The sequence below is a fragment of the Agrobacterium sp. H141 genome, from assembly GCF_057158725.1.
The window spans coordinates 2,933,727-2,955,311 of the sequence record NZ_CM169893.1 but is presented as its reverse complement, the minus strand read 5'-3'; the positions used below and the strand labels follow the sequence as shown (position 1 = coordinate 2,955,311).

Here is a 21,585-nt window from a genome sequence, read left to right as displayed (position 1 = left end):
AATCGGGAGAAACGCATGGCATCGACTTCTGCCAAATGGGCGCTTGTGACCGGCGCAACGGGCGGACTGGGTCAGGCGTTCTGCCATAATCTGGCGCACAGAGGCTATAACATCATCGTCACGGCGCGCAGCGAGGAGGCATTGGCGGCGCTCGGTGATACGCTCAGGTCCGCCCATGGCGTCGAGGTCGTGGCTGACGCTGCCGATTTGAGCCAGCCAGGTGCCGCCCGGCGGTTGAAAGCGGCGCTGGAACGTCGCGGCATCACCGTCGATGCGCTCGTCAACAATGCAGGCTATGGCTGCCACGGTCGCTTCATCTCTCACACGGTTGAGGATGAATTGGGCATGATCGATGTCAATATCCGCGCCTTGACCGAACTTTGCCATCTCTTTGCGGCAGAGATGGTCAAGCGTGGCGGCGGGCATATTTTGCTGGTCGCAAGCGCAGCCGCATTCCAACCCATTCCCGGCTACGCGGTCTATGCCGCCACCAAAGCCTATGTGCTGTCGCTTGGCTATTCCTTGCGCGAGGAACTGCGGCGCAAGAATATCAAGGTCAGTGTGCTTTCGCCGGGACCGACCGAAACCGGTTTCTGGTCACGCGCTGGTCATACTCTCAATCCACTGGTGGGATCCTTCATGATGGATGCTCAACCGGTGGCGGAAGCGGGACTTGAGGCACTTTTCAGCGGCAGGGCAGGCGTGGTGCCAGGCATCGCCAACAAGCTGGCGGTCCTAACCTCCAGGATTTTTCCCCGCAGCCTGCTGGCCAAAGGCGCGGCCTATGTCATGAGCCGCCAGAAATGATCGCGGATCAGAAGCTGCCCTTCAGGCCCGCGCCGACATAGATGGTGCGAAGCGTGGCTCCCGCAGCCTCGTCATACGAATTCCGTACGCCCGTCGATGTGTTGTAGGTCTTGGTGTCGCCACGGCCGAGATTGGTGAAGTCGTAATTGGCCGTCAGATAGAGCGACGCTTTCGGTGTAAGCGTGTAGGACGCCCCAAGGCTTGCGCCGAAGGTCGGGGCAAAATCGAACTCGTCAGTGAATTCCAGATCGCGAAGCCAGTGGTTGTCCGTTGCCTTGGCGGCAAAGGCAAAACCGCCCTCAAGCCCGCCGTCGATGCTCAGTCGCCCGAATTTGCGCGAACCGTCGATATGCGCATAGGCGGTTGGAATCTGCTGGCGATAGGTGATGACTTTTTCTCCGTCGGTGAACGTGCCCGACGTGTCGCGCGTGCCAGTGGTACTGTAGAGGTAGGAACCGCCGCGTGAGGTCCATTGCAGGTCGGTGTATTTTACCCCGATACCGCCTGACAGCGTGTTGCGCGGGTCATCGACAAATTTACGATTGATTTCGATGCCGCCACTGTAAAAATGATCAAGCCCGGTGTCGGGGTGAATGGAACGGTCACTCCAGCCGCTCTTGCTGGTATCGATGTAATAAGGACTGATCCAGTCATAGTCGGTCATCTTGCCGTCGCCCTTGAAGCCGACGCGGCCATTGACTTTAAGCTGCCACTCGGGCGCAATCTCTATGCCAAGCGATCCGCGCAGAACAGGCACATTCTTGGTTTCCCAATCCAGTTCGCTGATCTTGAAACTGCCGGAATGGACCGTTTCCGTGGCATAGATATCCATGATGCCGGCATCGATGGAGCCGGAGATCAGGTTGTCGTCTGCGGCTGCATGATGGACCGCACCAGCTGTAAAAAGGCAGACGGCGAGGCTGAAATATTGACGCGAATTGGACACGCTCGACACTCCGCTGACGCTCTATTCGCCTGAAAACAAGGCAAAACCATATTGCGAGAATTTTCGCAGAATATAGTTAATTATAGATTTATGCGGTACTAATTCACGCGCGTAGCGACGTCACGCAACGTGCGCCAAGCTTAGTCCGTCGCTTCCTCGCGTGAGGCGATATAGCCGCCGGTCTGGCGCTGCCACAGCCGCGCATACAGGCCGTCTTGTGCCAGCAGACGATCGGGGCTCCCCTGTTCGACAATGCGTCCCTTGTCGAGAACGATGATCCGGTCCATGCGGGCAATGGTCGAAAGCCGGTGGGCAATCGCGATCACCGTCTTGCCATCCATGAGCATGTCGAGCTTTTCCTGAATGGCGGCCTCCGCCTCGCTGTCCAGCGCCGACGTTGCCTCGTCCAGCACCAGGATCGGGGCATCCTTCAGCAGCACACGGGCAATGGCCACGCGCTGGCGCTGGCCCCCCGACAGACGTACCCCACGGTCGCCGACAAAGGCTTCGTAGCCGGTACGCCCTTCGCCATCCTTCAAGTCTGCGATAAATTCATCGGCGCGGGCAAAGCGTGCTGCATTTTCCACCTCCTTCTGTGTCGCGCCCGGCCGTCCATAAAGAATATTGTCGCCAATGGAGCGATGCAGCAGCGACACGTCCTGGGCAATAAACCCGATCTGGGCGCGCAGGCTTGCCTGGGTGACGCCGGCGATATCCTGACCGTCGATGGCAATCTTCCCGGCGTCCAGATCGAAGAGCCGCAGCAACAAGCTGACCAGCGTTGTCTTGCCGGCACCGGACAGACCCACAAGGCCGACCTTTTCGCCTGAACGAATGGAGAGAGAGAGGTCGTGAATGACGGCCTGCTTCTGGTGATATTCAAAGCCGATATTGTGGAACTCGATTGCACCACCGGTGACGTTCAGGGCAGGGGCATTCGGCTGATCGACCACCTTTGGCGGCGTCACCAGAACCGGCATGGCATCGCGGATCGTGCCGACGGCTTCGAAGATCTGCTGACCGAGGCTCAAGAAACCGCGCGAATTGGCTGAAAGCCGTTGCGTGATCGTCACGGCGGCAACGAATTCGCCAATCGATACGAAGGACGTAGCCAGTCCCCAGACACTGACGCCGAAGATGGCGATGAACAACAGCACATTAGAGGTGATAACCGCAAAGTCAGCAGTGAGGCCGATACGGCGTTCGCGGAACTGCGCGTGTATCGATTTTCCAAGCACCTTGCGAAGCGCTCCGGCCTCGCTGTCTTCGGCGGCAAAAAGTTTCACGGTCTGGATGTTGCTGTAGAGGTCCGTCATTTCGCCGACCACCCTGCTGCGGGCCTTGGCCGCCGCCTTTGCGGTCGCACTGAAACGCGGAATCGCCTGTTTTGCAATGACGATGTTGACCGCGATCCAGCACAAGACAGGCAGCGTGAGCGGCCAAGCAAGGGCAGCGAGAAGTGCCACAGAGCCCGCCATCTGTACGAGGAAGATAGGCAGCGTCCAGACCGCTGCCGCCAACTGCTGCTTAACCGCTGAGGCGACTTGGGCAATACGGCTCGCGACTTGACCCGCGAACAGGTCGTGGAAAAAGCCGATGTCCTGACGCTCGACCGCCTGGTGACCATGCCACTGAATAAGGACGGGCAACGATACAGAAAGCACATGCACGCCGATCGTATTGCAAAGAAAAATCAAAGCAGGCGTAACCGGAAAGAACAGGAAGACGAAAGCGGCCAGCTCCCCGCGGTGCGCGCTGAGATAGGGAATGGCCCCTTCACTCGAGACGCCGTCGACCATATGCGCTATGCCCCACAGTATCGTCAGGTTTACAATCTCAACCAGAGCCGAGAGTGCAAGGACGATAAAGAGCGTCGCAGGCGCCATTTTGACGAAGTGAAACAGCAGCCGCAACGGTCCCTCAGAGGGGATCGGACGGTACGGAACCTCAAGCGGTCGCAATATTCTCTCGAAAGGGCCGAAAATACGGTCGGACAACGTCATGACGGCTCCGCGGGCAAAAATTCGTTCGGAATGAAAATAAGCACGCGCAGTAAAACATGAGTCCCGGCCATCCGGGAACCCGTCGAATGTGACGAAGGGATATTCGTCTGTAACCGATCGTATTCAGAGCGAGAGGACGAAGCCGCTCGCGTCGGTTGCTGTGCTGGTCGAGATCACACGACCTTCAGCGGACATGGTCACGTTGCCCAGCGCCACTTGCCGCAATGCTTCCGGGTAAAGTTTATGCTCGACGGTGAGCACGCGCGCGGCCAGATCGTCGGATGTGTCGGTTGGCAGCACCGGAACGACGGCCTGACCGATGACAGGGCCTTCGTCCATGCCGGCGGTGACGAAATGCACCGTGCAGCCGCTGACCCGCATCCCTGCATCAATCGCCCGGTCATGGGTATGGAGCCCCGGAAAGAGCGGCAGCAGGGATGGATGGATGTTGAGGATGCGACCTTCATAGGGGGAAATGAAATCGGCCGATAGCAACCGCATATAGCCCGCCAGGCAGAGGAGGTCCGGTTTCAGCTCGGCGAGCTTCTGCAGGATCGCCTGTTCGTGAGCGTCCTTGCTGGCGTAATCCTTTCGCTGGAATGCGAAAGTCGGCACGCCCAGGGCGCTGGCTTTTTCAAGTCCGCCAGCAGTAGCCTTGTCGGACATGACCGCAATGATCTCGGCGGGGAAATCCTCCGCTTTCGTCGCGGCCAGGAGGGCAAGCATGTTGGAGCCGCTACCAGAAATAAAGGCAACGACGCGCTTGCGGGCTTGGCTCATAGGGCAAGCTCGCCTGTATAGATGGTACCTGGAGCACCGTCTTCACGGGCAACCATGCGTCCAAGCGTGAACACCGTTTCGCCTTCAACGGAAAGAGCGTCCGCAACGCGCGCGGCATCGGCTGCTGCAACGACGACGATCATGCCGACGCCGCAATTGAAGGTGCGCAGCATTTCATTGCGGGCAACGCCACCGGTCTTGGACAACCAGGAGAAGACGGCCGGCGGCTTTATGGAGGCAAGGTCGATTTCGGCAGCCAGATGCTTGGGCAGGACGCGCGGAATATTTTCCGGAAAACCGCCGCCGGTAATATGGGCAAGCGCCTTGATGGCACCGGTCTCGCGGATCGTCTTCAACAATGGCTTCACATAGATCCTGGTGGGTGTGAGAAGGGCCGCGCCCAGCGAAACGCCCTCGGCAAAGGGCGCCGGAGCATCCCAGGCAAGGCCGGAAAGTTCAACGATCTTGCGCACCAGCGAAAAGCCGTTGGAATGCACACCGGAAGAACCGAGGCCGAGGATCACATCGCCTTCGGCAAGATCGCACGCCGGCAGCAGCTTTCCGCGTTCGGCTGCACCGACGGCAAAGCCGGCAAGGTCGTAATCGCCACGGGAATACATGCCTGGCATTTCTGCCGTCTCGCCACCGATCAGCGCGCAACCCGACTGGCGGCAACCCTCGGCAATACCCTCGACGATGGCCGCACCCTGATCGGGGTCAAGCTTTGCCGTGGCAAAATAGTCGAGGAAGAACAGGGGCTCGGCCCCTTGAACGACGAGGTCGTTCACGCACATGGCCACAAGGTCGATCCCGACAGTGTCATGAATATTGGCGTCGATGGCGATCTTGAGCTTGGTGCCGACGCCATCATTGGCCGCGACCAGAACCGGATCGGTAAAGCCTGCAGCCTTCAGGTCGAACAGACCGCCGAAGCCGCCGATTTCACCATCGGCGCCGGGGCGACGGGTGGAGCGGACAGCCGGCTTGATTTTCTCCACCAGCAGATTGCCGGCATCGATATCCACGCCTGCATCGCTATAGGTCAGACCGTTCCTGTCAGACTGGCTCATTTCTTGTCTCCGCGGCTCGCGATTGTTGCGGTGGCAATTGCATGACAGCGCGTCGGATGCAAGGCGCTAGGCCCTCAACCCGCTGGTTTTTTGCCGTCCCCGATGCCTATCCTGCTGGCGGCGGCCGTGCAGGTTCTTGTAATAACGGTGGTTCGCCCCCAACTCGGCTCGGGTCTGCACCCCATACGAGAAAGCGAACGGCCTTGCTCCCCGGCGCGCGCTGTCATATTCGTGAATGCACGCGCGAAGCGGCCGTCATCGGCAAAAAATACGACCCGAACCGAAGAAAGATAACGCATGTCCCAACAGATCAGCGGCTCAGGCCTGCGTCGCCAAGTGCTCTTCTGGGTTGGCGCGCTTGCCGTCTTCATCCTCTTCCTGATGACATTCAGCTCCATCCTGCTGCCCTTCATTGCCGGGATGGCGCTGGCCTATTTCCTGGATCCGGTGGCGGATCGACTGGAAAAGATCGGCTTGAGCCGTATGTGGGCCACGGTCGTGATCCTGCTCTCTTTCATCGTCGTTTTTGTTCTGTCGTTGATGATCATCATCCCGGTGCTGGCAACCCAGCTCAATGATTTCATTCAGCGTGTGCCGCAATATCTCACCGACCTGCAAAATCTCGTTGCCCATTCCAATGCAAGCTGGCTGCCCAGCTGGCTGGAAAGCCAGACCAGCACGATCCGCGAGAACTTCTCCAAATATCTGTCCGAGGGGGTGAGCTTTCTCGGCACATTGCTGGCGCAGATCTGGAATTCCGGCAAGGCCATCGTCGATGTGGTCTCATTGCTGGTGGTGACGCCGGTGGTTGCCTTCTACCTCCTGCTCGACTGGGACCGCATGATCGCCAAGCTCGATAGCCTGGTGCCGCGTCGTTACCTGTCGGATGTGCGTGAGGTCTCGCGGGAAATGGACCGGACGATTGCCGGCTTCGTGCGCGGGCAGGGCTCGCTCTGCCTCATTCTCGGCATCTATTATGCCGTTGGCCTGTCCCTGATCGGGGTGAATTTCGGTCTTCTGATCGGTCTCTTCACCGGCATGATCAGTTTTATCCCCTATGTCGGCTCCACTGTCGGCCTGCTGTTGGCCGCAGGGATCGCCGCCGTCCAGTTCTGGCCGGATTATTGGCATCTGGTCATTGTCATTGCCTTCTTCCTCTCCGGCCAGTTCATCGAGGGCAATATCCTGCAGCCCAAGCTGGTCGGTTCCAGCGTCGGCCTGCATCCGGTCTGGTTGATGTTTGCCCTTTTTGCCTTTGGCGCCCTGTTCGGTTTCGTCGGTGTTCTTGTCGCCGTACCGGCGGCAGCCGCCGTCGGTGTGCTTGTCCGCTTCGCGGTCAGGCGGTATCTTGAGAGTGATTTGTACGAAGATCCTGCGGCATCCAGCAAGGTGCCGGAAGGTATGGCCGGAAATAGAACTGAAGCAGATGCGTGAGTTGAAAAAGGTTGTCGCAAGGCCCCGGACCAGCGAACAGTTGCCCTTTGCCTTTGAACACAGGGCGTCGTCCGGTCGCGATGATCTCCTGATTTCAGAGCGGATGTCCGCTGCCGTGGCGATGATCGACAATTGGCCAGCCTGGCCATCGCCTGTGGTGATCATCACCGGGCCGGGAGGTTCGGGAAAGTCGCATCTCGCCGATATCTGGAGACAGGCATCCGGCGCGCTCTCCATCCATCCTTTAGCCGGCGCCGGTGCCTCTGAGGTTGCCGCAGCCAGCCCGGTGGTGTTCGAGGACGCTGACCGGACCGGTTTCGATGACACCGAACTGTTCCATGTCATCAATAGCGTCAAGCAAAACGGCCAGTCTCTGCTGATGACGGCGCGCGCATGGCCGCTATCCTGGGATGTCGAATTGGCAGATCTGAAGTCACGGTTGAGGGCCGCCACCATGGTGGAGATCGGCGAGCCGGACGAAGGCGATTTGGCGCAGTTGATTGTAAAACTGTTTGCGGATCGCCAGCTTAATATCGATGACAAGATAGTCGATTATATCGTTCCAAGGATGGAGCGGTCTTATGGGGCGGTGCAGGCCGTTGTCGAACGTATCGACACATTGGCGCTGGCACGGCGCACGAAAGTGACACGATCGATTGCCTCCGAAGTCATCAGTGCCCTGTCTGATGAGTTGGCGGGAGACGATCTGTCACAGTAAAGTCGTGCAACTGTTATATTGACCGCGGGAAATGAATTGAGAGGGTTGAAATGGACACGGTAGCGACGGAACTGAACGCGGAAAACAATAACGAGGTTGATGCGCAGGAGGCCTTGCTCACGAGCCCTGAACGTTTCATCAACCGCGAATTTTCCTGGCTTCAGTTCAATCGCCGTGTTCTGGAGGAAACCTTGAACACCGCGCATCCGCTTCTGGAGCGGATCAGGTTCCTCTCTATTTCGGCTGCAAACCTGGATGAATTCTTCATGGTGCGCGTGGCTGGCCTTGAAGGTCAGGTGCGCCAGGGCATTTCCATCAAGAGCCCCGATGGCAAGACGCCTGTCGAACAGCTGGAAGATATTCTCAAGGAAATCGACAACCTTCAGATGGAGCAGCAGGCCTCCTTGGCTGTCCTGCAGCAATATCTCGCCAAGGAAGATATTCTGATCGTGCGCCCGGCTGCGCTGTCGGGTCAGGACAAGGCCTGGCTGGAGACGGAATTCGGCGAATCCATTTTCCCGGTTCTGACACCACTGTCCATCGATCCGGCCCACCCGTTCCCCTTCATTCCCAATCTCGGCTTTTCCATGGGTCTGCAGCTGGAAAGCAATCGGGGCCGCGAGCCGATGACGGCGCTTTTGCGTCTGCCGCCGACGCTCGACCGCTTCGTGCGACTGCCGGATGAAAATGCGGCCATCCGCTACATCACGCTGGAAGATGTGGTGGGCATGTTCATCCACCTGCTTTACCCCGGCTACAAGGTCACCGGTTTCGGTACCTTCCGCATCATCCGCGACAGCGATATCGAAGTGGAAGAAGAAGCCGAAGATCTGGTGCGTTTCTTCGAGACAGCGCTCAAGCGCCGCCGCCGCGGTTCGGTGATCCGCATCGAGACGGATTCCGAAATGCCGGCATCGCTTCGACATTTCGTGGTCCATGAACTGGGCGTGCCGGACAACCGCGTGGCTGTGTTGCCGGGTCTGCTTGCCCTCAATACCATTTCGGAGATCGCCAAGGCGCCGCGCGACGACCTGCGCTTTGATCCTTATAATGCCCGATTTCCAGAACGCGTTCGCGAACATGCCGGTGATTGCCTGGCTGCGATCCGCGAAAAGGACATGGTCGTTCATCACCCCTATGAGAGCTTCGACGTCGTGGTGCAGTTCCTGCTTCAGGCCGCGCGCGATCCCGATGTGCTGGCGATCAAGCAGACGCTTTACCGCACATCCAATGACAGCCCCATCGTTCGTGCCCTGATCGATGCGGCCGACGCCGGCAAGTCGGTGACGGCCCTGGTCGAACTGAAGGCCCGCTTTGACGAAGAGGCCAATATTCGCTGGGCCCGCGATCTTGAACGGGCTGGCGTACAGGTCGTGTTCGGTTTTATCGAGTTGAAGACCCACGCCAAGATGTCGATGGTGGTTCGCCGCGAAGACGGTAAGTTGCGCACCTATTGCCATCTCGGCACCGGCAATTACCACCCCGTGACCGCCAAGATCTACACCGACCTGTCCTTCTTCACCTGCAATCCGAAGATTGCCCACGACATGGCCAATGTCTTCAACTTCATCACCGGCTATGGTGAGCTGGAAGAGGGCATGAAGCTGGCGGTGTCGCCCTATACAATGCGTCCGCGCATCCTCAAGCACATCGCCGAAGAGATCGAGCATGCGCGCAATGGCCGTCCTGCCACGATCTGGATGAAGATGAATTCTCTGGTCGACCCGGAGATCATCGACGCGCTTTACAAGGCGAGCGGTGCCGGAGTCGATGTCGATCTGGTCATCCGCGGCATCTGCTGCCTGCGCCCGCAGGTTCCGGGCCTCTCCGACAATATCCGTGTGAAGTCGATCGTCGGGCGCTTCCTGGAACACAGCCGCATCTTCTGCTTCGGCAATGGTTATGGTCTGCCCTCAGAGAAGGCGCAGGTCTATATCGGCTCGGCTGACATGATGCCGCGCAATCTCGACCGACGCGTCGAAACAATGGTTCCCCTGATCAATCCGACGGTCCATGAACAGGTGCTGACGCAGATCATGCTGGGCAATCTCATTGACAATCAGCAGAGCTACGAGATATTGGCCGACGGCACGTCCCGGCGTATGGAAGTCAGGTCGGGTGAGGAACCGTTCAACGCGCAACACTATTTCATGACAAACCCCAGCCTGTCGGGCCGTGGAGAGTCGCTGAAGGAAAGTGCGCCGAAGCTGATGGCCGGATTGATCTCCGGACACAAACAATAACTGGAACTTCATGACCAGATCAGAAGCGCAGGGGCGCCTTCCCGGAATAGCCCCTGTCTCGGTGATTGACATAGGATCGAACTCGATCCGTCTCGTGATCTACGAGGGATTGTCCAGGGCGCCCGCGGTGCTGTTCAACGAGAAGGTCCTGTGCGGTCTCGGCAAGGGGCTCGCGGGCACCGGCCGGATGGACGAGGTCGGTATCAAGCGCGCGCTCGATGCGCTGCACCGGTTCCGGGCACTGTCACGACAGGCGCAGGCAACCGCCCTTTATGTGCTGGCGACTGCTGCGGCTCGAGAGGCGGAGAACGGCCCTGCCTTCATCGAGGAGGCCGAACACATCCTCGAACAGGACGTCCTCGTTCTGACCGGTGAAGAGGAAGCCCTTTATTCCGCTTATGGCGTCATTTCCGGGTTTTATGAACCCGATGGTATCGCCGGAGATCTGGGCGGCGGATCGCTCGAACTGATCGACATCAAGGGCAACGAGGTCGGCAAGGGCATAACTCTGCCGCTCGGTGGCTTGCGTCTTTCGGAAACGGCGGGCGGTTCTCTTGAAAAGGCCTGTGCCTTTGCCAAGAAGCAAATCAAGAATGCCAGAATGCTGGAAGATGGCGCCGGCCGAAAATTCTATGCGGTCGGGGGCACATGGCGAAACATCGCCAAGCTGCACATGGAAATCAAGGGATATCCCTTGCACATGATGCAGGGATACGAATTGCCCGCAGCCGAGATCGGCCAGTTCCTTGATGAAATCATCTCCGGCAGCAATGCCAAGGAAGACGCCTGGGGCACCATTTCCAAGAACCGCCGGGCCTTGATTCCTTATGGAGCGGTTGCGCTTCGCGAGGTGCTGGATGTCATGAAGCCGGCCAGTGTCTGCTTTTCGGCACAAGGTGTCCGCGAGGGCTATCTGTATTCGCTTCTCTCCGAAGAGGAGAAAGCCGCCGACCCGCTTGTCACGGCAGCCAACGAGCTTGCCATCCTGCGCGCGCGTTCGCCCGAGCATGCGCGCGAGATCGCGGACTGGACGGGCCGGATGATGCCCTTCTTTGATATTGAAGAGACGCTGGAAGAAAGCCGCTATCGCCGCGCCGCCTGTCTCCTGGCAGATATCAGCTGGCGTGCCCATCCCGACTATCGCGGCCTTCAGGCTCTCAATATTATCGCGCACTCCTCCTTTATCGGTATCAGCCATCCTGGACGCGCATTCATCGCTCTTACCAACTACTTTCGCTTTGAGGGCTTGAACGACGACAAGCGCAGCGGAACGCTGGCGACAATCGCCACCGACCGATTTCTCGATCGCGCCAAGCTTCTCGGTGGCCTGTTGCGGGTGGTCTATCTGTTTTCAGCCTCGATGCCGGGCATCGTGCAGAACCTGACATTCATGCCGAGCACCAAAGACGATATCGACCTGGAATTTGTGGTGCCCGAAGCCTATCGCGACTTTGCCGGCGAACGTATCGAAGGTCGCCTACAACAGCTTGCCAAACTGACCGGCAAGCGACTGGCCTTCCGCTTCGAATAAAGAACTCGTCATTGTCGAGACCCGTCAGCCAGCCTCTGTCTGGAGCGCTGGCTGCTGCCCTTTTAGGCTTTGCATTGCTTTTTGACAGGCAGTTTGCGCAGATCTTGAGCGAAAAATAGGCTCATCAAAAATGCTTCACGGCGGTGTGACTTCCCTTGAATTCCCAACCTGTCGAAAGAGGTGAAGGGCTAAGTCATTGAAATTACTCAATCGAATGTTATAAAAAACAACAGTTGTATTGTTCAATTATCGGCAACAATGCGGTCGCATTTCGACGCCTTGCTAATCGATCTCGAAACCCCAATTTCTCAATCATCGGCTCCCAAGACCGAACACGAAATTAAAACGAGAACAAGGAAACACGATCATGAACAAGGTATTTGCAGCAGCTCTTCTCACCGCCATTGCCGGCGCATCGTCTGCTTACGCTATCGAGCCAATCCAGGGTTCGATCCCATCGAGCGCCCGTCTTGAAAAGGCACCTGTCGGCAGCTCTTTCCAGAACCAGTTCTACGCTGATGGCAACCAGTACCGCGAAACCTATGTCGTCGCCCCCGACCACAGCGTTTCGCTCGTCAACCGCGAACAGCTTTCCAACAACAGCTAATCGCGACCAACTGAACAATAACAAGCAGTCGTCCAGCGATGCGGCACTGGCCGCTCGCGACGGCGAAGCTTACCCAGGAAACAAGGAAACACGATCATGAACAAGGTATTTGCAGCAGCTCTTCTCACCGCCATTGCCGGCGCATCGTCTGCTTACGCTATCGAGCCAATCCAGGGTTCGATCCCATCGAGCGCCCGTCTTGAAAAGGCACCTGTCGGCAGCTCTTTCCAGAACCAGTTCTACGCTGATGGCAACCAGTACCGCGAAACCTATGTCGTCGCCCCCGACCACAGCGTTTCGCTCGTCAACCGCGAACAGCTTTCCAACAACAGCTAATCGCGACCAACTGAACAATAACAAGCAGTCGTCCAGCGATGCGGCACTGGCCGCTCGCGACGGCGAAGCTTACCCAGGAAACAAGGAAACACGATCATGAACAAGGTATTTGCAGCAGCTCTTCTCACCGCCATTGCCGGCGCATCGTCTGCTTACGCTATCGAGCCAATCCAGGGTTCGATCCCATCGAGCGCCCGTCTTGAAAAGGCACCTGTCGGCAGCTCTTTCCAGAACCAGTTCTACGCTGATGGCAACCAGTACCGCGAAACCTATGTCGTCGCCCCCGACCACAGCGTTTCGCTCGTCAACCGCGAACAGCTTTCCAACAACAGCTAATCGCGACCAACTGAACAATAACAAGCAGTCGTCCAGCGATGCGGCACTGGCCGCTCGCGACGGCGAAGCTTACCCAGGAAACAAGGAAACACGATCATGAACAAGGTATTTGCAGCAGCTCTTCTCACCGCCATTGCCGGCGCATCCTCTGCTTACGCTATCGAGCCAATTCAGGGTTCGATCCCATCGAGCGCCCGTCTTGAAAAGGCACCTGTCGGCAGCTCTTTCCAGAACCAGTTCTACGCTGATGGCAATGAATATCGCGAAACCTATGTTGTCGCACCCGACCACAGCGTCTCGCTCGTCAACCGCGAAATGATGTCCAATCAGTAATCGCAAGATACTGAAAGACACTAACAATCCGTATCACGTGTCGGCTCTAGGCCCCCGTGACGATCAAATTGAACCAAGAAACAAGGAAACACGATCATGAACAAGGTATTTGCAGCAGCTCTTCTCACCGCCGTCGCCGGCGCATCGTCTGCTTACGCTATCGAGCCAATCCAGGGCTCCATCCCGGCCACAGCTCACCTTGAAAAGGCACCCGTCGGCAGCTCATTCGAGAACCAGTTCACTGCCAATGGCAATGAATATCGCGAAACCTATGTTGTCGCTCCCGACCATAGCGTAACACTGGTCAACCGCCAGCTTCTGTCGCACGACTAAGCGATGCTGGACTGACATTGCAATGGAGCCGGGCCGATGGCCCGACCCATCTTGTGTGGTTTCATTCCATACGCAAATGGCCGAAGGCGGATCACGCCTCCGGCCATTCCCGTGTCTACTTGGCTGACAGGAACTCGCCCACCTCAAGCAGGACGAATTCGTTGTCGTCGGCCTTGTCGACTGCACGCCCGGCGGAGAATGGCAGATTGTTGTCGTTGCCAACGACGATGTGGGTCTGATCGACCACATCCACATTCTCGATGGTCACGAACGGCATGTCATAAAAGCCGTCGCCACCACCCTGACGCTTCTTGTTGTCAGGATCCGCAATCTTCATCAGGTCGATGTAACCGATCTTGCGGACCGCCTCACCGGCATTGTCGTCCGTCATCTCGATCTTGTAGATGCGCTTGTGCATGGCGGGCGTTGCAAAGCAGGTCGGATCCTTCGACGCCGCATCGGCGCAGGCCTTGTCTGGCGCTCCCTCGCCATTGTCACGCTCGATCACCAGTGCGGTCGTATCATCGACCATATTGAAGTCGCCGATGGCCTCTCCACCTTCAGACAACGGGTAAAGCCAGCTGCGACCGGTCCAGGCCTTCGACGCCACATCCAGTTCGACGATACGCAGCGCCGTCAGGTCGCCGGCCTTTTCAACCGATCCGTCTTCCTTGTAGAGCGGACCTTCCAGCAGACCGTAAAGCTTGGTGCCGTCCTTCGACATGGCAAGCCCCTCATAGCCACCCGAGCGTTTGAGGTTGAAGGTTGGCATTTTGGCTGTTGGATTGGCTGGCACGACCAGCATTGCATTATCTGGCGATGTGACCTCGATATCGCCGACCTTGGTCGCAATCACATCGGTCAGGTGACCATCGCTGTTGAATTTCAACATGTAAGGTCCGAATTCTTCGCCGATCCAGAAGCCGTCAGCAACCGGCTGGATCGATTCAACGTCGAAATCGGCACCGGTCAGGTAGCGGGTATCGGCACCTTCCATGACGATCGGGAAGGGCGCTTTCTTGTCCGGGTCGCTGAGGAACAGTGTCTTTTGCACATTGACCTTGCCAGCGTCCCAGTCGAACGCAATGCGATGCAGCATCAGCATGGAATCGGACGAATTGGTCTTCTTGCCGAAACCATTGTCGGAAAGGCTCCAGAACGTGCCGTCGTCCATGGTCTTGATGCCGGAAAATCCCTGCATGGCCTGACCGTCAAAAGGGGTCGAAAGGCCGGTCTCGCGGGTGCCGTCCATACCCTTGACGGTGCCAATGCCCTCTGCGCGCTTGCGGTCTGCGGTGATGAACTTTGCCGATGTTTGCAGATGCTCCGCTGCATCGGCAGGAGCTGCGATGATGCTGTTGGCCGGCAGGATTGCGTGAGAAACGAGCTTGGCTGGAAAAACGGTCTCGTCAGCAAATGCTGAGCCTGCAAACAGAACGAAAAGGGACGCGGAAGCAAGAAGGGTCTTTTTCATCGATGTCACCACTGAAAAGAGGAAAGGAACGCGGCGATCGATACGATGCGTGCATGTCCGCTCGATTACATCTGGATGAAGGTTTGGTGATCTCCCCGGAGATTTTGGGCTTGCGGCAAATCAATATGCGGGTCGATCGCCGAAAAGCTCACCACGGGTGCCAGGCTGCATGGTTGAGAGCCGGATCACAGGCCGAGGATCATCGGACCTAGCAGGATCAGCGCGCCGATCGGCGTGGCAAATCCGAGCATGATATAGGCGATGGCACTAAGGGCCAGATAGATGCCCCAGGCGAGCCGTTGCGGTGTTCGAAGTCCGCCAATGGCGACTGCGATATTGGCCAGTGCAAGCGATCCACCCAGCGCGAAAAGCTGCGTTGCCGACAGAATAGACTCTATGAACAGCATGTGGATCGAGACCGCCACCAGCGAGATGATGATGGCAAAGACGATGAGCTTGCGGGACGACAACAGCGCTTTCAGGCCTCCAGTGCCAAAACGGCGAAACTCGCAAGCCAGTGTTCCCCCATGTAGTCGCCGGCCACATGGGGCAGGGCGGCATCGAGATGGCGAATGGCAGCGGTTTCGAATTGCGATTGAAGGCGATTGTCTGCGACCAGGGCACCGGCAAGGGAGCGCCAGCACCAGGCACGCGACAGATTGAGTCCGTCGAGATGTGCGATCTTGCCGTCCGATCTGTCTGAGACGGTGACCGGCTGGAACAGGATGTCCGGCATGCTTTGAGCGATATCCGGCAAGAAGCGGTCGAACCAGTTGAGGAAGTCTTCGACCGCTAAGAGGCGGCGCATGCATTCTGCCTCGATCAGCGTTGACGACAGGAAATCGTCGCCGGATGGCTCGCCCCAGGCCGGGCAATCTTCGTCAGCGCCATACCAGCGCAGCGCTGTGTCGCGCAAAAGCGTGAGCAATGCACCATCGCCAGCCCCTTCGGCGTAATCGGCGGCAAGCCTCAAGGCAAAGGCGGTGTTGAAATGGGTGCCCACACGCACCGGATAGGTCGCAAGCGGCAGGAACTCGACGAAGCGGCGGACAATGACATTGACAAGCGGCCGCAAGGCTTCAGACCAGCGTTTGTCGCGGCAGACGGCAAGTTCGGACGCCAGTTTCAACAACCAGGCCCAGCCATAGGGACGCTCGAAGCCACGCGCGGTGGTCGCCTCCAGATAGAGGCACTCTCCGGCAATCTTGTCGGAGACGAACTGGGTATCGAAAAGTGCGATGATATCGGTGCTCGCGGCCATCGCTGGAAAGCGATTGAGCAGCCGGGCCAGCATCCAGTAGCCATGCACGCAGGAATGCCAGTCATAGCTTCCGTAAAAGACGGGGTGCAGATCCTGTGGCGTGCGGGCGTCGCCTGGTCCGGACAGGACATGACCTGGCTTGTTGGGATAGGGCCTGACGACATGACCAAGCGCGATGCGGGCAAACCGCTCCGCCGTTGCCTGATCCAGTTCATGCGTCGTCATGCCTTCTCCTAGCCGGATTCGTCGATGGCGAATCCATCGCCCCAGTCTGCACGGCGAACTTGCCTGAAGACTTCGCCGTCACGACGGCTGAACATTTCTTCCCCGGCACGTCCATCGGCTCTGCAAAGTTTGATCCGACCGACCCCGCCGTTCACGCGTGGCGGTGACAGCACACGCGCAGACGGTGGTGCCGCTGCAACGCGCGATGCCGCAATGAAGATATATTTCTCGTCCTCCCACGGCACCTCGCCTTTCTTGGCGAGCCTGTGGATACGCGAGCGCGCCACGCGCCTGGAAAAGTGACACCAGTCGGGACTCTCGATCGGACAGGTCTGTGCATGTGGGCAGGGGGCCAGCAGATGCGCGCCCGCCTCTATCAAAACCTGGCGTGCCGCCAGAATACGCTTCCAGCCAGCCGTCGTGCCCGGTTCGATGATGACGAGCGTCCGGGACGCGAGTGTCCAGAGCCGCTGCGTGACCTCGCCAATGGCGGTTTCGGGCAGTTCGTCCAGCACATAGGCAAGCGTCACGAGTTCTGCCGGTTCGACTTCTGGCATGCGTCGGGTGATGTCGCCATCTGTCCAGGTGGTGGAAACGGTTGAGGACCCGGAGAGCTTTTCGCCAACCGTGCGAATAGCCCCGCTCGTCTCGATCATCTGGGCGCGCTCGAGGTCGGGCCAGCAATCGCTTGCCGCCCAAAGCACTGTTCCGGGACCGGCGCCGAAATCGAGCAATGTACGCGGCGCAAAATCGGGATCGGCTTCAGTCACCATATCGAATGCCGCACGCACGGCTGCGAATGTCGCCGGCAAACGTGTTGCCAGATAGGCCTTGGCGGCGATCGCTCCGTCAATATGCAGACGGCCGTCACGCACTTCCTTGCGGTAGCGGCTGGAAAGCGTTTCCGCAGCGCGCGACAATGCCTCGAGGCGCTCACCCTCGAGCATGGCATCGACAGCACTTCGAAGCGGGGAAGGCAGTTCCATATCTTATGCTCCAGCTTGCCATTCGGGGCGCAGGATAGACATCTGCACAAAGTCGAACCGGCCAATGCCGGGCTTTATGCCAGCCTGCCGCTGAACGCCTTCGTGAACAAAGCCCGTCTTTTCGTAGAGTGCTATAGCAGCCTTGTTGCCGGCAACCAGGCGAAGCCAGATCCGATGGATCGTGCCATGTTCTTTGAAAGCGTGGTCAAGAACGATGGGAAGCAGGCGAGAGCCATATCCCTTGGCCGGTGCCGTGACCGCGAAGCGTCGCAGGCAGGCATTGCCAAAATGATCGTCGAGGTCTGTGAAGATTGCAAAGCCAAGATCGGCGCCGACGAGATAGAGGAACGTCGGGTCATCGATCTGGCGCAGGTGAGTGGCTTCTTCGAAACGGCCAACTGTTTTCTCATAGCCGGGCATGCGCTCGGTTGCCATGATGAAGGGGATATCGTCGGGCGTCGCGCGTCTCACCATGCCGGCCGGCATGATCAGAGTTCCACCATTTCCACTCGCTTGTCGGCGAAACGTAGGGCAATGCCGCCGCCGATCAATTTCAAGGCGGGATTGCCGAACAATTCACGCCGCCAGCCATGCATCGCCTGCACCTGTGCGTTTTCACCTTCGGTTGCAATCTTGTCGAGATCGTCGCTGTTGGCGATCATCTTGGCCGCAACACCATGCTTTTCCGAAATCATACGCAACAGCACCTTCAGCAGTTCAACCGCAGAAGCTGCGCCATCCGATACGTGGCTCTGACGTGGCAGATGCGGCATCTCGGCCTTGGGAATGGCCAGCGCCGTCTTCACAGCCTCGATAATCGCGGTACCGGCACTGGAACGTTCCCAGCCCTTGGGGATGGTGCGAAGACGGCCGAGCGCTTCGGTATCTTTCGGTTGCTGCTGTGCGATCTCATAGATCGCATCATCCTTGATGACCCGACCACGCGGTACATTGCGGTGTCTGGCTTCGCGTTCGCGCCATGCTGCCACTTCGCGCACGACGGCCAGTTCCTGCGGCTTGCGCAGCCGCATCTTCAGCCGCTGCCAGGCGTTTTCCGGCGCCAGATCATAGGTTTCACGCGATTCGAGAACCGCCATCTCTTCGGTCAGCCAGCTGGCCCGGCCTTCACGCTCCAGCTCTTCCTTGAGCTTGAAATAGACGTCGCGCAGATGGGTAACGTCCGCCAGTGCATAGTCGAGCTGCTTTTCGGTCAGCGGGCGTCGGCTCCAGTCGGTGAAGCGCGATGTTTTGTCGATATGTTCGCCTTTGACCCGCTGCACCAGCTGGTCATAGGACACACTGTCGCCAAAGCCGCACACCATGGCGGCGACCTGCGTATCGAAGATCGGATGCGGAATGAGGTCGCCGAGATGGAATATGATCTCGATGTCCTGACGCGCGGCGTGGAACACCTTGACCACGGAACTATCGGCCATCAGCGCGAAAAAGGACTTAAGGTCGATGCCCTTCGCCAACGGGTCGACGATAACCTCGACATCGGGACTCGCCATCTGGATCAGGCAGAGCTCAGGCCAGAAAGTCGACTCTCGAAGAAACTCGGTGTCGATGGTGATGAAGTCGGATTTTGCGAGTTCGCGGCAGGCGTGCTCGAGTTCAGCAGTGGTCTCGATCATATCGTCTCGATAAGTGAAGTTTTATATATTGACGATCTTCCTTTCCCTTTCGGCAGCTGATGTCAATACGACGGGCCGGCTTTCCCGCCGTGCGTGCAGGGAATGCCCTGTTTTTGCACCTTTCAGACAATTTTTGCGTTCAGAAACGTTTCAGATCGCGCAATGCTGCGATATTTCCGCGATGCACCTTTTCATAGGCTGCGAAATAGCGGATGCGCCCGTCGGCGATATCCTCGGCCACGAAAGCGTTCAAAGGCAGGGCGTCGATGGAAGGATCATCGAGATGCTCGATGAGACGGAGCAGATAGGAGCGATTGGCCTCGATCAACCCGGTGTCATATCCCCCTGCGGCGATGATTTCCGGCGCGCCATGGTCAGGCAATATGTGCTTGATCGGCAATTCCGCCAATCGCGTGAGTTCGCGGATATGGGTCTTTAAATGTTCAGGCTCGGCGATATAGGTGATGGTATCCTCGAGCGTGTCACCGGCCAGCAGAATGCCCTCATCCGGTAGCCACAACACGCAGCCATCGGCGCTGTGGATATCGAAGTGCAGCAATTCCACACTTCGGTGGCCAAAGTCGAAAGCGAGGCGTTCGGTAAAGACCCGCGTCGGCATGACGACCGGCGATATGGGCGGTCCCCTGGTCTCGAGTTCCAGGCGATTGTCTTCCAGCGCTTTCGCGGTTGCCTCAAGCGCAATGATCTCGCAATCGGCAAACACTTCGTTGCCGGCCACATGGTCGGAGTGCCAGTGGCTGAGAACGACGCGGATGGAACTGACGCCGATGCTTTCCAGATGGCGCCGAATGGCCCGTGCATGGTCGAGCGACATATGGGTGTCGTAGACGATGGCTTCCTGGGCAAAGACCAGCGCGTAAGTGGCAATGCCGAGCGAATAGGCGCCGTCATCCAGCCAGTTGTCGTCCTGCGAATGCAGCCTCTTTCCGGCAATGCGTCCATCGTAATAGGCAAAGAGCCCGGCGAATGGTTCGAAGATGCGCATCGTTTCGGAAAGATCTGTCATATCAGCTGCCTCGGTTCGTCATGCCACAACATCAGTGGTGACGAGACCGCGTCTGTCAACGGCGGGGCAGACGACGGACTGTCAGATGACCCGGAAGTAACCGGTCATGCCCGTCTTTTGGTGCTCGATGATGTGGCAGTGAAAGACCCAGTCGCCCAGATTGTCCGCCACCAGCGCAAGCTGAACCTTTTCGTCCGGCATGATGAGATAGGTGTCGGATACGAGTGGCGCGACCGGCCCCTTGCTCGACGATACCACCTGGAAGTTCATGCCATGCAGATGGATTGGATGCGCATGCGGTGTGACATTCTCCATATTGAGGAGATAGGTCTGGCCAAGCTTGAGTTCGGCAAGCGGGGCGGTCGGGTCATCGCTGTCGCCCGGCCACGGCACCTTGTTGATCGCCCAGAAGGAATAACCGAGCGAACCGCAAAAGCTCTCTTTGGCCGCGTTTTCAGCTGTTGCGCTCAAAACCAGCGGAATGGCGGTCGCGGTACTGAAATCGGCCTCGACCGGGGCATTGGGGCGGAATGTCGGGGCATCGCCCAGATTGCGCTTGAGGGACGTGCCCACGGCACGGAAATTGGCGACGACCTTTGGGGTGGACGGTCTGATATCTTCCAGCTTGACGATAGCGCCTTCATCGTCCGGCATGCGGATGATCAGGTCCAGGCGCTGCCCGGGCGAAATGACCGCCGTGTCGAGCCGCTCTCCAACGGGAAGAGGCTGGCCGTCAATCGCCATGATCAGCGCATCGGCACCTACAAGTTTTAGAGTGTAGATGCGCGTCACATCGGTGACGGCAAGCCGCAAGCGCACCAGTCCGCCGGCCGGGGCATCATGGGTCGGCTCTACCGCCCAGTTGGCGGTGCGCACAGTGCCATAAGTCCCGCTCTTGGCCGCGTCGCGCGGCTTGAACTGGGCGATGAACTGGCCATCGCCACCCAGCCGCCAGTCGCGCAGGTTGAGCACGATCTCGGCATCGAAGACCGGGTCATTCGGATCCTCGACCACAAGCACGCCGGTCATGCCATGGCCCATCTGGGTCAGCGTATTGCAATGGGGGTGATACCAGAAGGTGCCGGCATCCGGTGGCGTGAAGGCATAATCGAAGGTGTCGCCGGTATAGACGTAAGGCTGCGTCAGAAACGGAACGCCATCCATCGCGTTGGGAATGCGCAATCCGTGCCAGTGGATGGTGGTTGGCTCATCGATGCTGTTCTTCAACTGGGCCGCAAAAGGCTCGCCGCGCGTCAAGCGCAACAGTGGCGGCATGGGGCCGACGTTGAGACCCGCAGACTCGTAGGTCAAAACGCTGTGCGTCGCCTCGTTCCCGACGATTACGGCGTCACGCTTGACGGCTTCCAGGGTAATCGGGTGTGCGGCAGCCTTTGCCATTCCGAAGCGTCCGGCCAGACCGACGCCTGCGCCATAGGCGCCGACAACGGCAGCCGATTTCAACAATGTGCGGCGGGAGATTTTCGGCAACTGCGCCTCCATG

Annotated in this window: 22 protein-coding genes; 10 read left to right on the top strand and 12 right to left on the bottom strand. The window is 58.4% G+C overall.

Going from position 1 to position 21,585, the window contains the following annotated elements:
• Window positions 1–15: 15 nt before the first annotated feature.
• Window positions 16–807 carry an SDR family NAD(P)-dependent oxidoreductase gene (locus ACWPM9_RS13705; RefSeq protein ID WP_484755471.1) on the top strand — a complete coding sequence of 264 codons (792 nt, stop codon included), beginning with the start codon at window positions 16–18 and terminating at the stop codon, window positions 805–807.
• Between the two features lie 7 nt (window positions 808–814).
• Here ACWPM9_RS13705 and ACWPM9_RS13700 read toward each other — a convergent pair whose 3' ends face one another.
• From ACWPM9_RS13700 to purM, 4 genes are all read right to left on the bottom strand, one after another.
• Window positions 815–1,753 carry an omptin family outer membrane protease gene (locus ACWPM9_RS13700; protein ID WP_428185159.1) on the bottom strand — a complete coding sequence of 313 codons (939 nt, stop codon included), beginning with the start codon at window positions 1,751–1,753 and terminating at the stop codon, window positions 815–817.
• A gap of 140 nt (window positions 1,754–1,893) precedes the next feature.
• Window positions 1,894–3,756, bottom strand: coding sequence for an ABC transporter ATP-binding protein (locus ACWPM9_RS13695; protein WP_484755470.1), 1,863 nt, complete (start codon window positions 3,754–3,756; stop codon window positions 1,894–1,896).
• A 123-nt stretch (window positions 3,757–3,879) separates the two neighbouring features.
• Entirely contained in the window at window positions 3,880–4,536 is a 657-nt protein-coding gene (gene purN / locus ACWPM9_RS13690; RefSeq protein WP_484755469.1) for a phosphoribosylglycinamide formyltransferase, read from the bottom strand.
• Entirely contained in the window at window positions 4,533–5,606 is a 1,074-nt protein-coding gene (purM, locus tag ACWPM9_RS13685) for a phosphoribosylformylglycinamidine cyclo-ligase (RefSeq protein WP_484755468.1), read from the bottom strand. Before purM ends, purN begins: the two co-directional genes overlap by 4 nt.
• A gap of 297 nt (window positions 5,607–5,903) precedes the next feature.
• Between purM and ACWPM9_RS13680 the strand changes: the two genes are divergently transcribed.
• From ACWPM9_RS13680 to ACWPM9_RS13640, 9 genes are all read left to right on the top strand, one after another.
• Entirely contained in the window at window positions 5,904–7,040 is a 1,137-nt protein-coding gene (locus ACWPM9_RS13680; protein WP_428185155.1) for an AI-2E family transporter, read from the top strand.
• Window positions 7,033–7,758, top strand: coding sequence for a DnaA regulatory inactivator HdaA (hdaA, locus tag ACWPM9_RS13675; protein ID WP_484755467.1), 726 nt, complete (start codon window positions 7,033–7,035; stop codon window positions 7,756–7,758). Before ACWPM9_RS13680 ends, hdaA begins: the two co-directional genes overlap by 8 nt.
• A 50-nt stretch (window positions 7,759–7,808) precedes the next feature.
• The gene (locus tag ACWPM9_RS13670; RefSeq protein ID WP_484755466.1) at window positions 7,809–10,001 is read left to right on the top strand and encodes an RNA degradosome polyphosphate kinase; all 2,193 of its coding nucleotides are present in this window, start codon (window positions 7,809–7,811) and stop codon (window positions 9,999–10,001) included.
• A 10-nt stretch (window positions 10,002–10,011) separates the two neighbouring features.
• Complete coding sequence (ppx, locus tag ACWPM9_RS13665; protein WP_428185152.1) at window positions 10,012–11,532, top strand: exopolyphosphatase; 1,521 nt, start codon at window positions 10,012–10,014, stop codon at window positions 11,530–11,532.
• Between the two features lie 367 nt (window positions 11,533–11,899).
• On the top strand, window positions 11,900–12,139 hold the full coding sequence (locus ACWPM9_RS13660) for a hypothetical protein (RefSeq protein ID WP_428185151.1): 240 nt from the start codon (window positions 11,900–11,902) through the stop codon (window positions 12,137–12,139).
• 96 nt (window positions 12,140–12,235) lie between these two features.
• Window positions 12,236–12,475, top strand: a complete 240-nt coding sequence (locus ACWPM9_RS13655; protein ID WP_428185151.1) for a hypothetical protein — start codon at window positions 12,236–12,238, stop codon at window positions 12,473–12,475.
• 96 nt (window positions 12,476–12,571) lie between these two features.
• Window positions 12,572–12,811 (top strand): hypothetical protein, encoded by a 240-nt coding sequence (locus ACWPM9_RS13650; RefSeq protein WP_428185151.1) that lies wholly within the window; start codon window positions 12,572–12,574, stop codon window positions 12,809–12,811.
• A 96-nt stretch (window positions 12,812–12,907) separates the two neighbouring features.
• Window positions 12,908–13,144: a hypothetical protein gene (locus ACWPM9_RS13645; protein ID WP_484755465.1), complete on the top strand. Its 237-nt coding sequence runs from the start codon at window positions 12,908–12,910 to the stop codon at window positions 13,142–13,144.
• A 96-nt stretch (window positions 13,145–13,240) separates the two neighbouring features.
• Window positions 13,241–13,477 (top strand): hypothetical protein, encoded by a 237-nt coding sequence (locus ACWPM9_RS13640; RefSeq protein ID WP_428185148.1) that lies wholly within the window; start codon window positions 13,241–13,243, stop codon window positions 13,475–13,477.
• Window positions 13,478–13,592: 115 nt separating this feature from the next.
• On the opposite strand, the gene ACWPM9_RS13635 is transcribed toward ACWPM9_RS13640, so the two are convergent.
• From ACWPM9_RS13635 to ACWPM9_RS13600, 8 genes are all read right to left on the bottom strand, one after another.
• Window positions 13,593–14,951 carry an esterase-like activity of phytase family protein gene (locus tag ACWPM9_RS13635; protein ID WP_484755464.1) on the bottom strand — a complete coding sequence of 453 codons (1,359 nt, stop codon included), beginning with the start codon at window positions 14,949–14,951 and terminating at the stop codon, window positions 13,593–13,595.
• Between the two features lie 185 nt (window positions 14,952–15,136).
• Window positions 15,137–15,421 (bottom strand): hypothetical protein, encoded by a 285-nt coding sequence (locus ACWPM9_RS13630; RefSeq protein ID WP_428185146.1) that lies wholly within the window; start codon window positions 15,419–15,421, stop codon window positions 15,137–15,139.
• Window positions 15,422–15,429: 8 nt separating this feature from the next.
• Window positions 15,430–16,437: a DUF2891 domain-containing protein gene (locus tag ACWPM9_RS13625; protein WP_484755463.1), complete on the bottom strand. Its 1,008-nt coding sequence runs from the start codon at window positions 16,435–16,437 to the stop codon at window positions 15,430–15,432.
• Window positions 16,438–16,445: 8 nt separating this feature from the next.
• The gene (locus tag ACWPM9_RS13620) at window positions 16,446–17,423 is read right to left on the bottom strand and encodes a small ribosomal subunit Rsm22 family protein (RefSeq protein WP_484755462.1); all 978 of its coding nucleotides are present in this window, start codon (window positions 17,421–17,423) and stop codon (window positions 16,446–16,448) included.
• A 3-nt stretch (window positions 17,424–17,426) separates the two neighbouring features.
• A complete protein-coding gene (locus tag ACWPM9_RS13615) occupies window positions 17,427–17,897 on the bottom strand; it encodes a GNAT family N-acetyltransferase (protein WP_484755461.1) in 471 nt (156 codons plus the stop codon).
• A 14-nt stretch (window positions 17,898–17,911) separates the two neighbouring features.
• Window positions 17,912–19,057, bottom strand: a complete 1,146-nt coding sequence (rnd, locus tag ACWPM9_RS13610; RefSeq protein ID WP_484755460.1) for a ribonuclease D — start codon at window positions 19,055–19,057, stop codon at window positions 17,912–17,914.
• Between the two features lie 139 nt (window positions 19,058–19,196).
• Window positions 19,197–20,084: an MBL fold metallo-hydrolase gene (locus tag ACWPM9_RS13605; protein ID WP_428185141.1), complete on the bottom strand. Its 888-nt coding sequence runs from the start codon at window positions 20,082–20,084 to the stop codon at window positions 19,197–19,199.
• An 81-nt stretch (window positions 20,085–20,165) separates the two neighbouring features.
• A complete protein-coding gene (locus tag ACWPM9_RS13600) occupies window positions 20,166–21,572 on the bottom strand; it encodes a multicopper oxidase family protein (protein ID WP_484755459.1) in 1,407 nt (468 codons plus the stop codon).
• Between the last annotated feature and the right edge of the window lie 13 nt (window positions 21,573–21,585).

Excerpts from the sequence above, each read along its gene's own strand:
- ACWPM9_RS13705 (WP_484755471.1), top strand. The coding sequence starts at position 16 with ATGGCATCGACTTCTGCCAAATGGGCGCTTGTGACCGGCGCAACGGGC.
- ACWPM9_RS13695 (WP_484755470.1), bottom strand. The coding sequence starts at position 3,756 with ATGACGTTGTCCGACCGTATTTTCGGCCCTTTCGAGAGAATATTGCGA.
- purN (WP_484755469.1), bottom strand. The coding sequence starts at position 4,536 with ATGAGCCAAGCCCGCAAGCGCGTCGTTGCCTTTATTTCTGGTAGCGGC.
- purM (WP_484755468.1), bottom strand. The coding sequence starts at position 5,606 with ATGAGCCAGTCTGACAGGAACGGTCTGACCTATAGCGATGCAGGCGTG.
- ACWPM9_RS13680 (WP_428185155.1), top strand. The coding sequence starts at position 5,904 with ATGTCCCAACAGATCAGCGGCTCAGGCCTGCGTCGCCAAGTGCTCTTC.
- hdaA (WP_484755467.1), top strand. The coding sequence starts at position 7,033 with ATGCGTGAGTTGAAAAAGGTTGTCGCAAGGCCCCGGACCAGCGAACAG.
- ACWPM9_RS13670 (WP_484755466.1), top strand. The coding sequence starts at position 7,809 with ATGGACACGGTAGCGACGGAACTGAACGCGGAAAACAATAACGAGGTT.
- ppx (WP_428185152.1), top strand. The coding sequence starts at position 10,012 with ATGACCAGATCAGAAGCGCAGGGGCGCCTTCCCGGAATAGCCCCTGTC.
- ACWPM9_RS13660 (WP_428185151.1), top strand. The coding sequence starts at position 11,900 with ATGAACAAGGTATTTGCAGCAGCTCTTCTCACCGCCATTGCCGGCGCA.
- ACWPM9_RS13655 (WP_428185151.1), top strand. The coding sequence starts at position 12,236 with ATGAACAAGGTATTTGCAGCAGCTCTTCTCACCGCCATTGCCGGCGCA.
- ACWPM9_RS13650 (WP_428185151.1), top strand. The coding sequence starts at position 12,572 with ATGAACAAGGTATTTGCAGCAGCTCTTCTCACCGCCATTGCCGGCGCA.
- ACWPM9_RS13645 (WP_484755465.1), top strand. The coding sequence starts at position 12,908 with ATGAACAAGGTATTTGCAGCAGCTCTTCTCACCGCCATTGCCGGCGCA.
- ACWPM9_RS13640 (WP_428185148.1), top strand. The coding sequence starts at position 13,241 with ATGAACAAGGTATTTGCAGCAGCTCTTCTCACCGCCGTCGCCGGCGCA.
- ACWPM9_RS13635 (WP_484755464.1), bottom strand. The coding sequence starts at position 14,951 with ATGAAAAAGACCCTTCTTGCTTCCGCGTCCCTTTTCGTTCTGTTTGCA.
- ACWPM9_RS13625 (WP_484755463.1), bottom strand. The coding sequence starts at position 16,437 with ATGACGACGCATGAACTGGATCAGGCAACGGCGGAGCGGTTTGCCCGC.
- ACWPM9_RS13620 (WP_484755462.1), bottom strand. The coding sequence starts at position 17,423 with ATGGAACTGCCTTCCCCGCTTCGAAGTGCTGTCGATGCCATGCTCGAG.
- ACWPM9_RS13615 (WP_484755461.1), bottom strand. The coding sequence starts at position 17,897 with ATGGTGAGACGCGCGACGCCCGACGATATCCCCTTCATCATGGCAACC.
- rnd (WP_484755460.1), bottom strand. The coding sequence starts at position 19,057 with ATGATCGAGACCACTGCTGAACTCGAGCACGCCTGCCGCGAACTCGCA.
- ACWPM9_RS13605 (WP_428185141.1), bottom strand. The coding sequence starts at position 20,084 with ATGACAGATCTTTCCGAAACGATGCGCATCTTCGAACCATTCGCCGGG.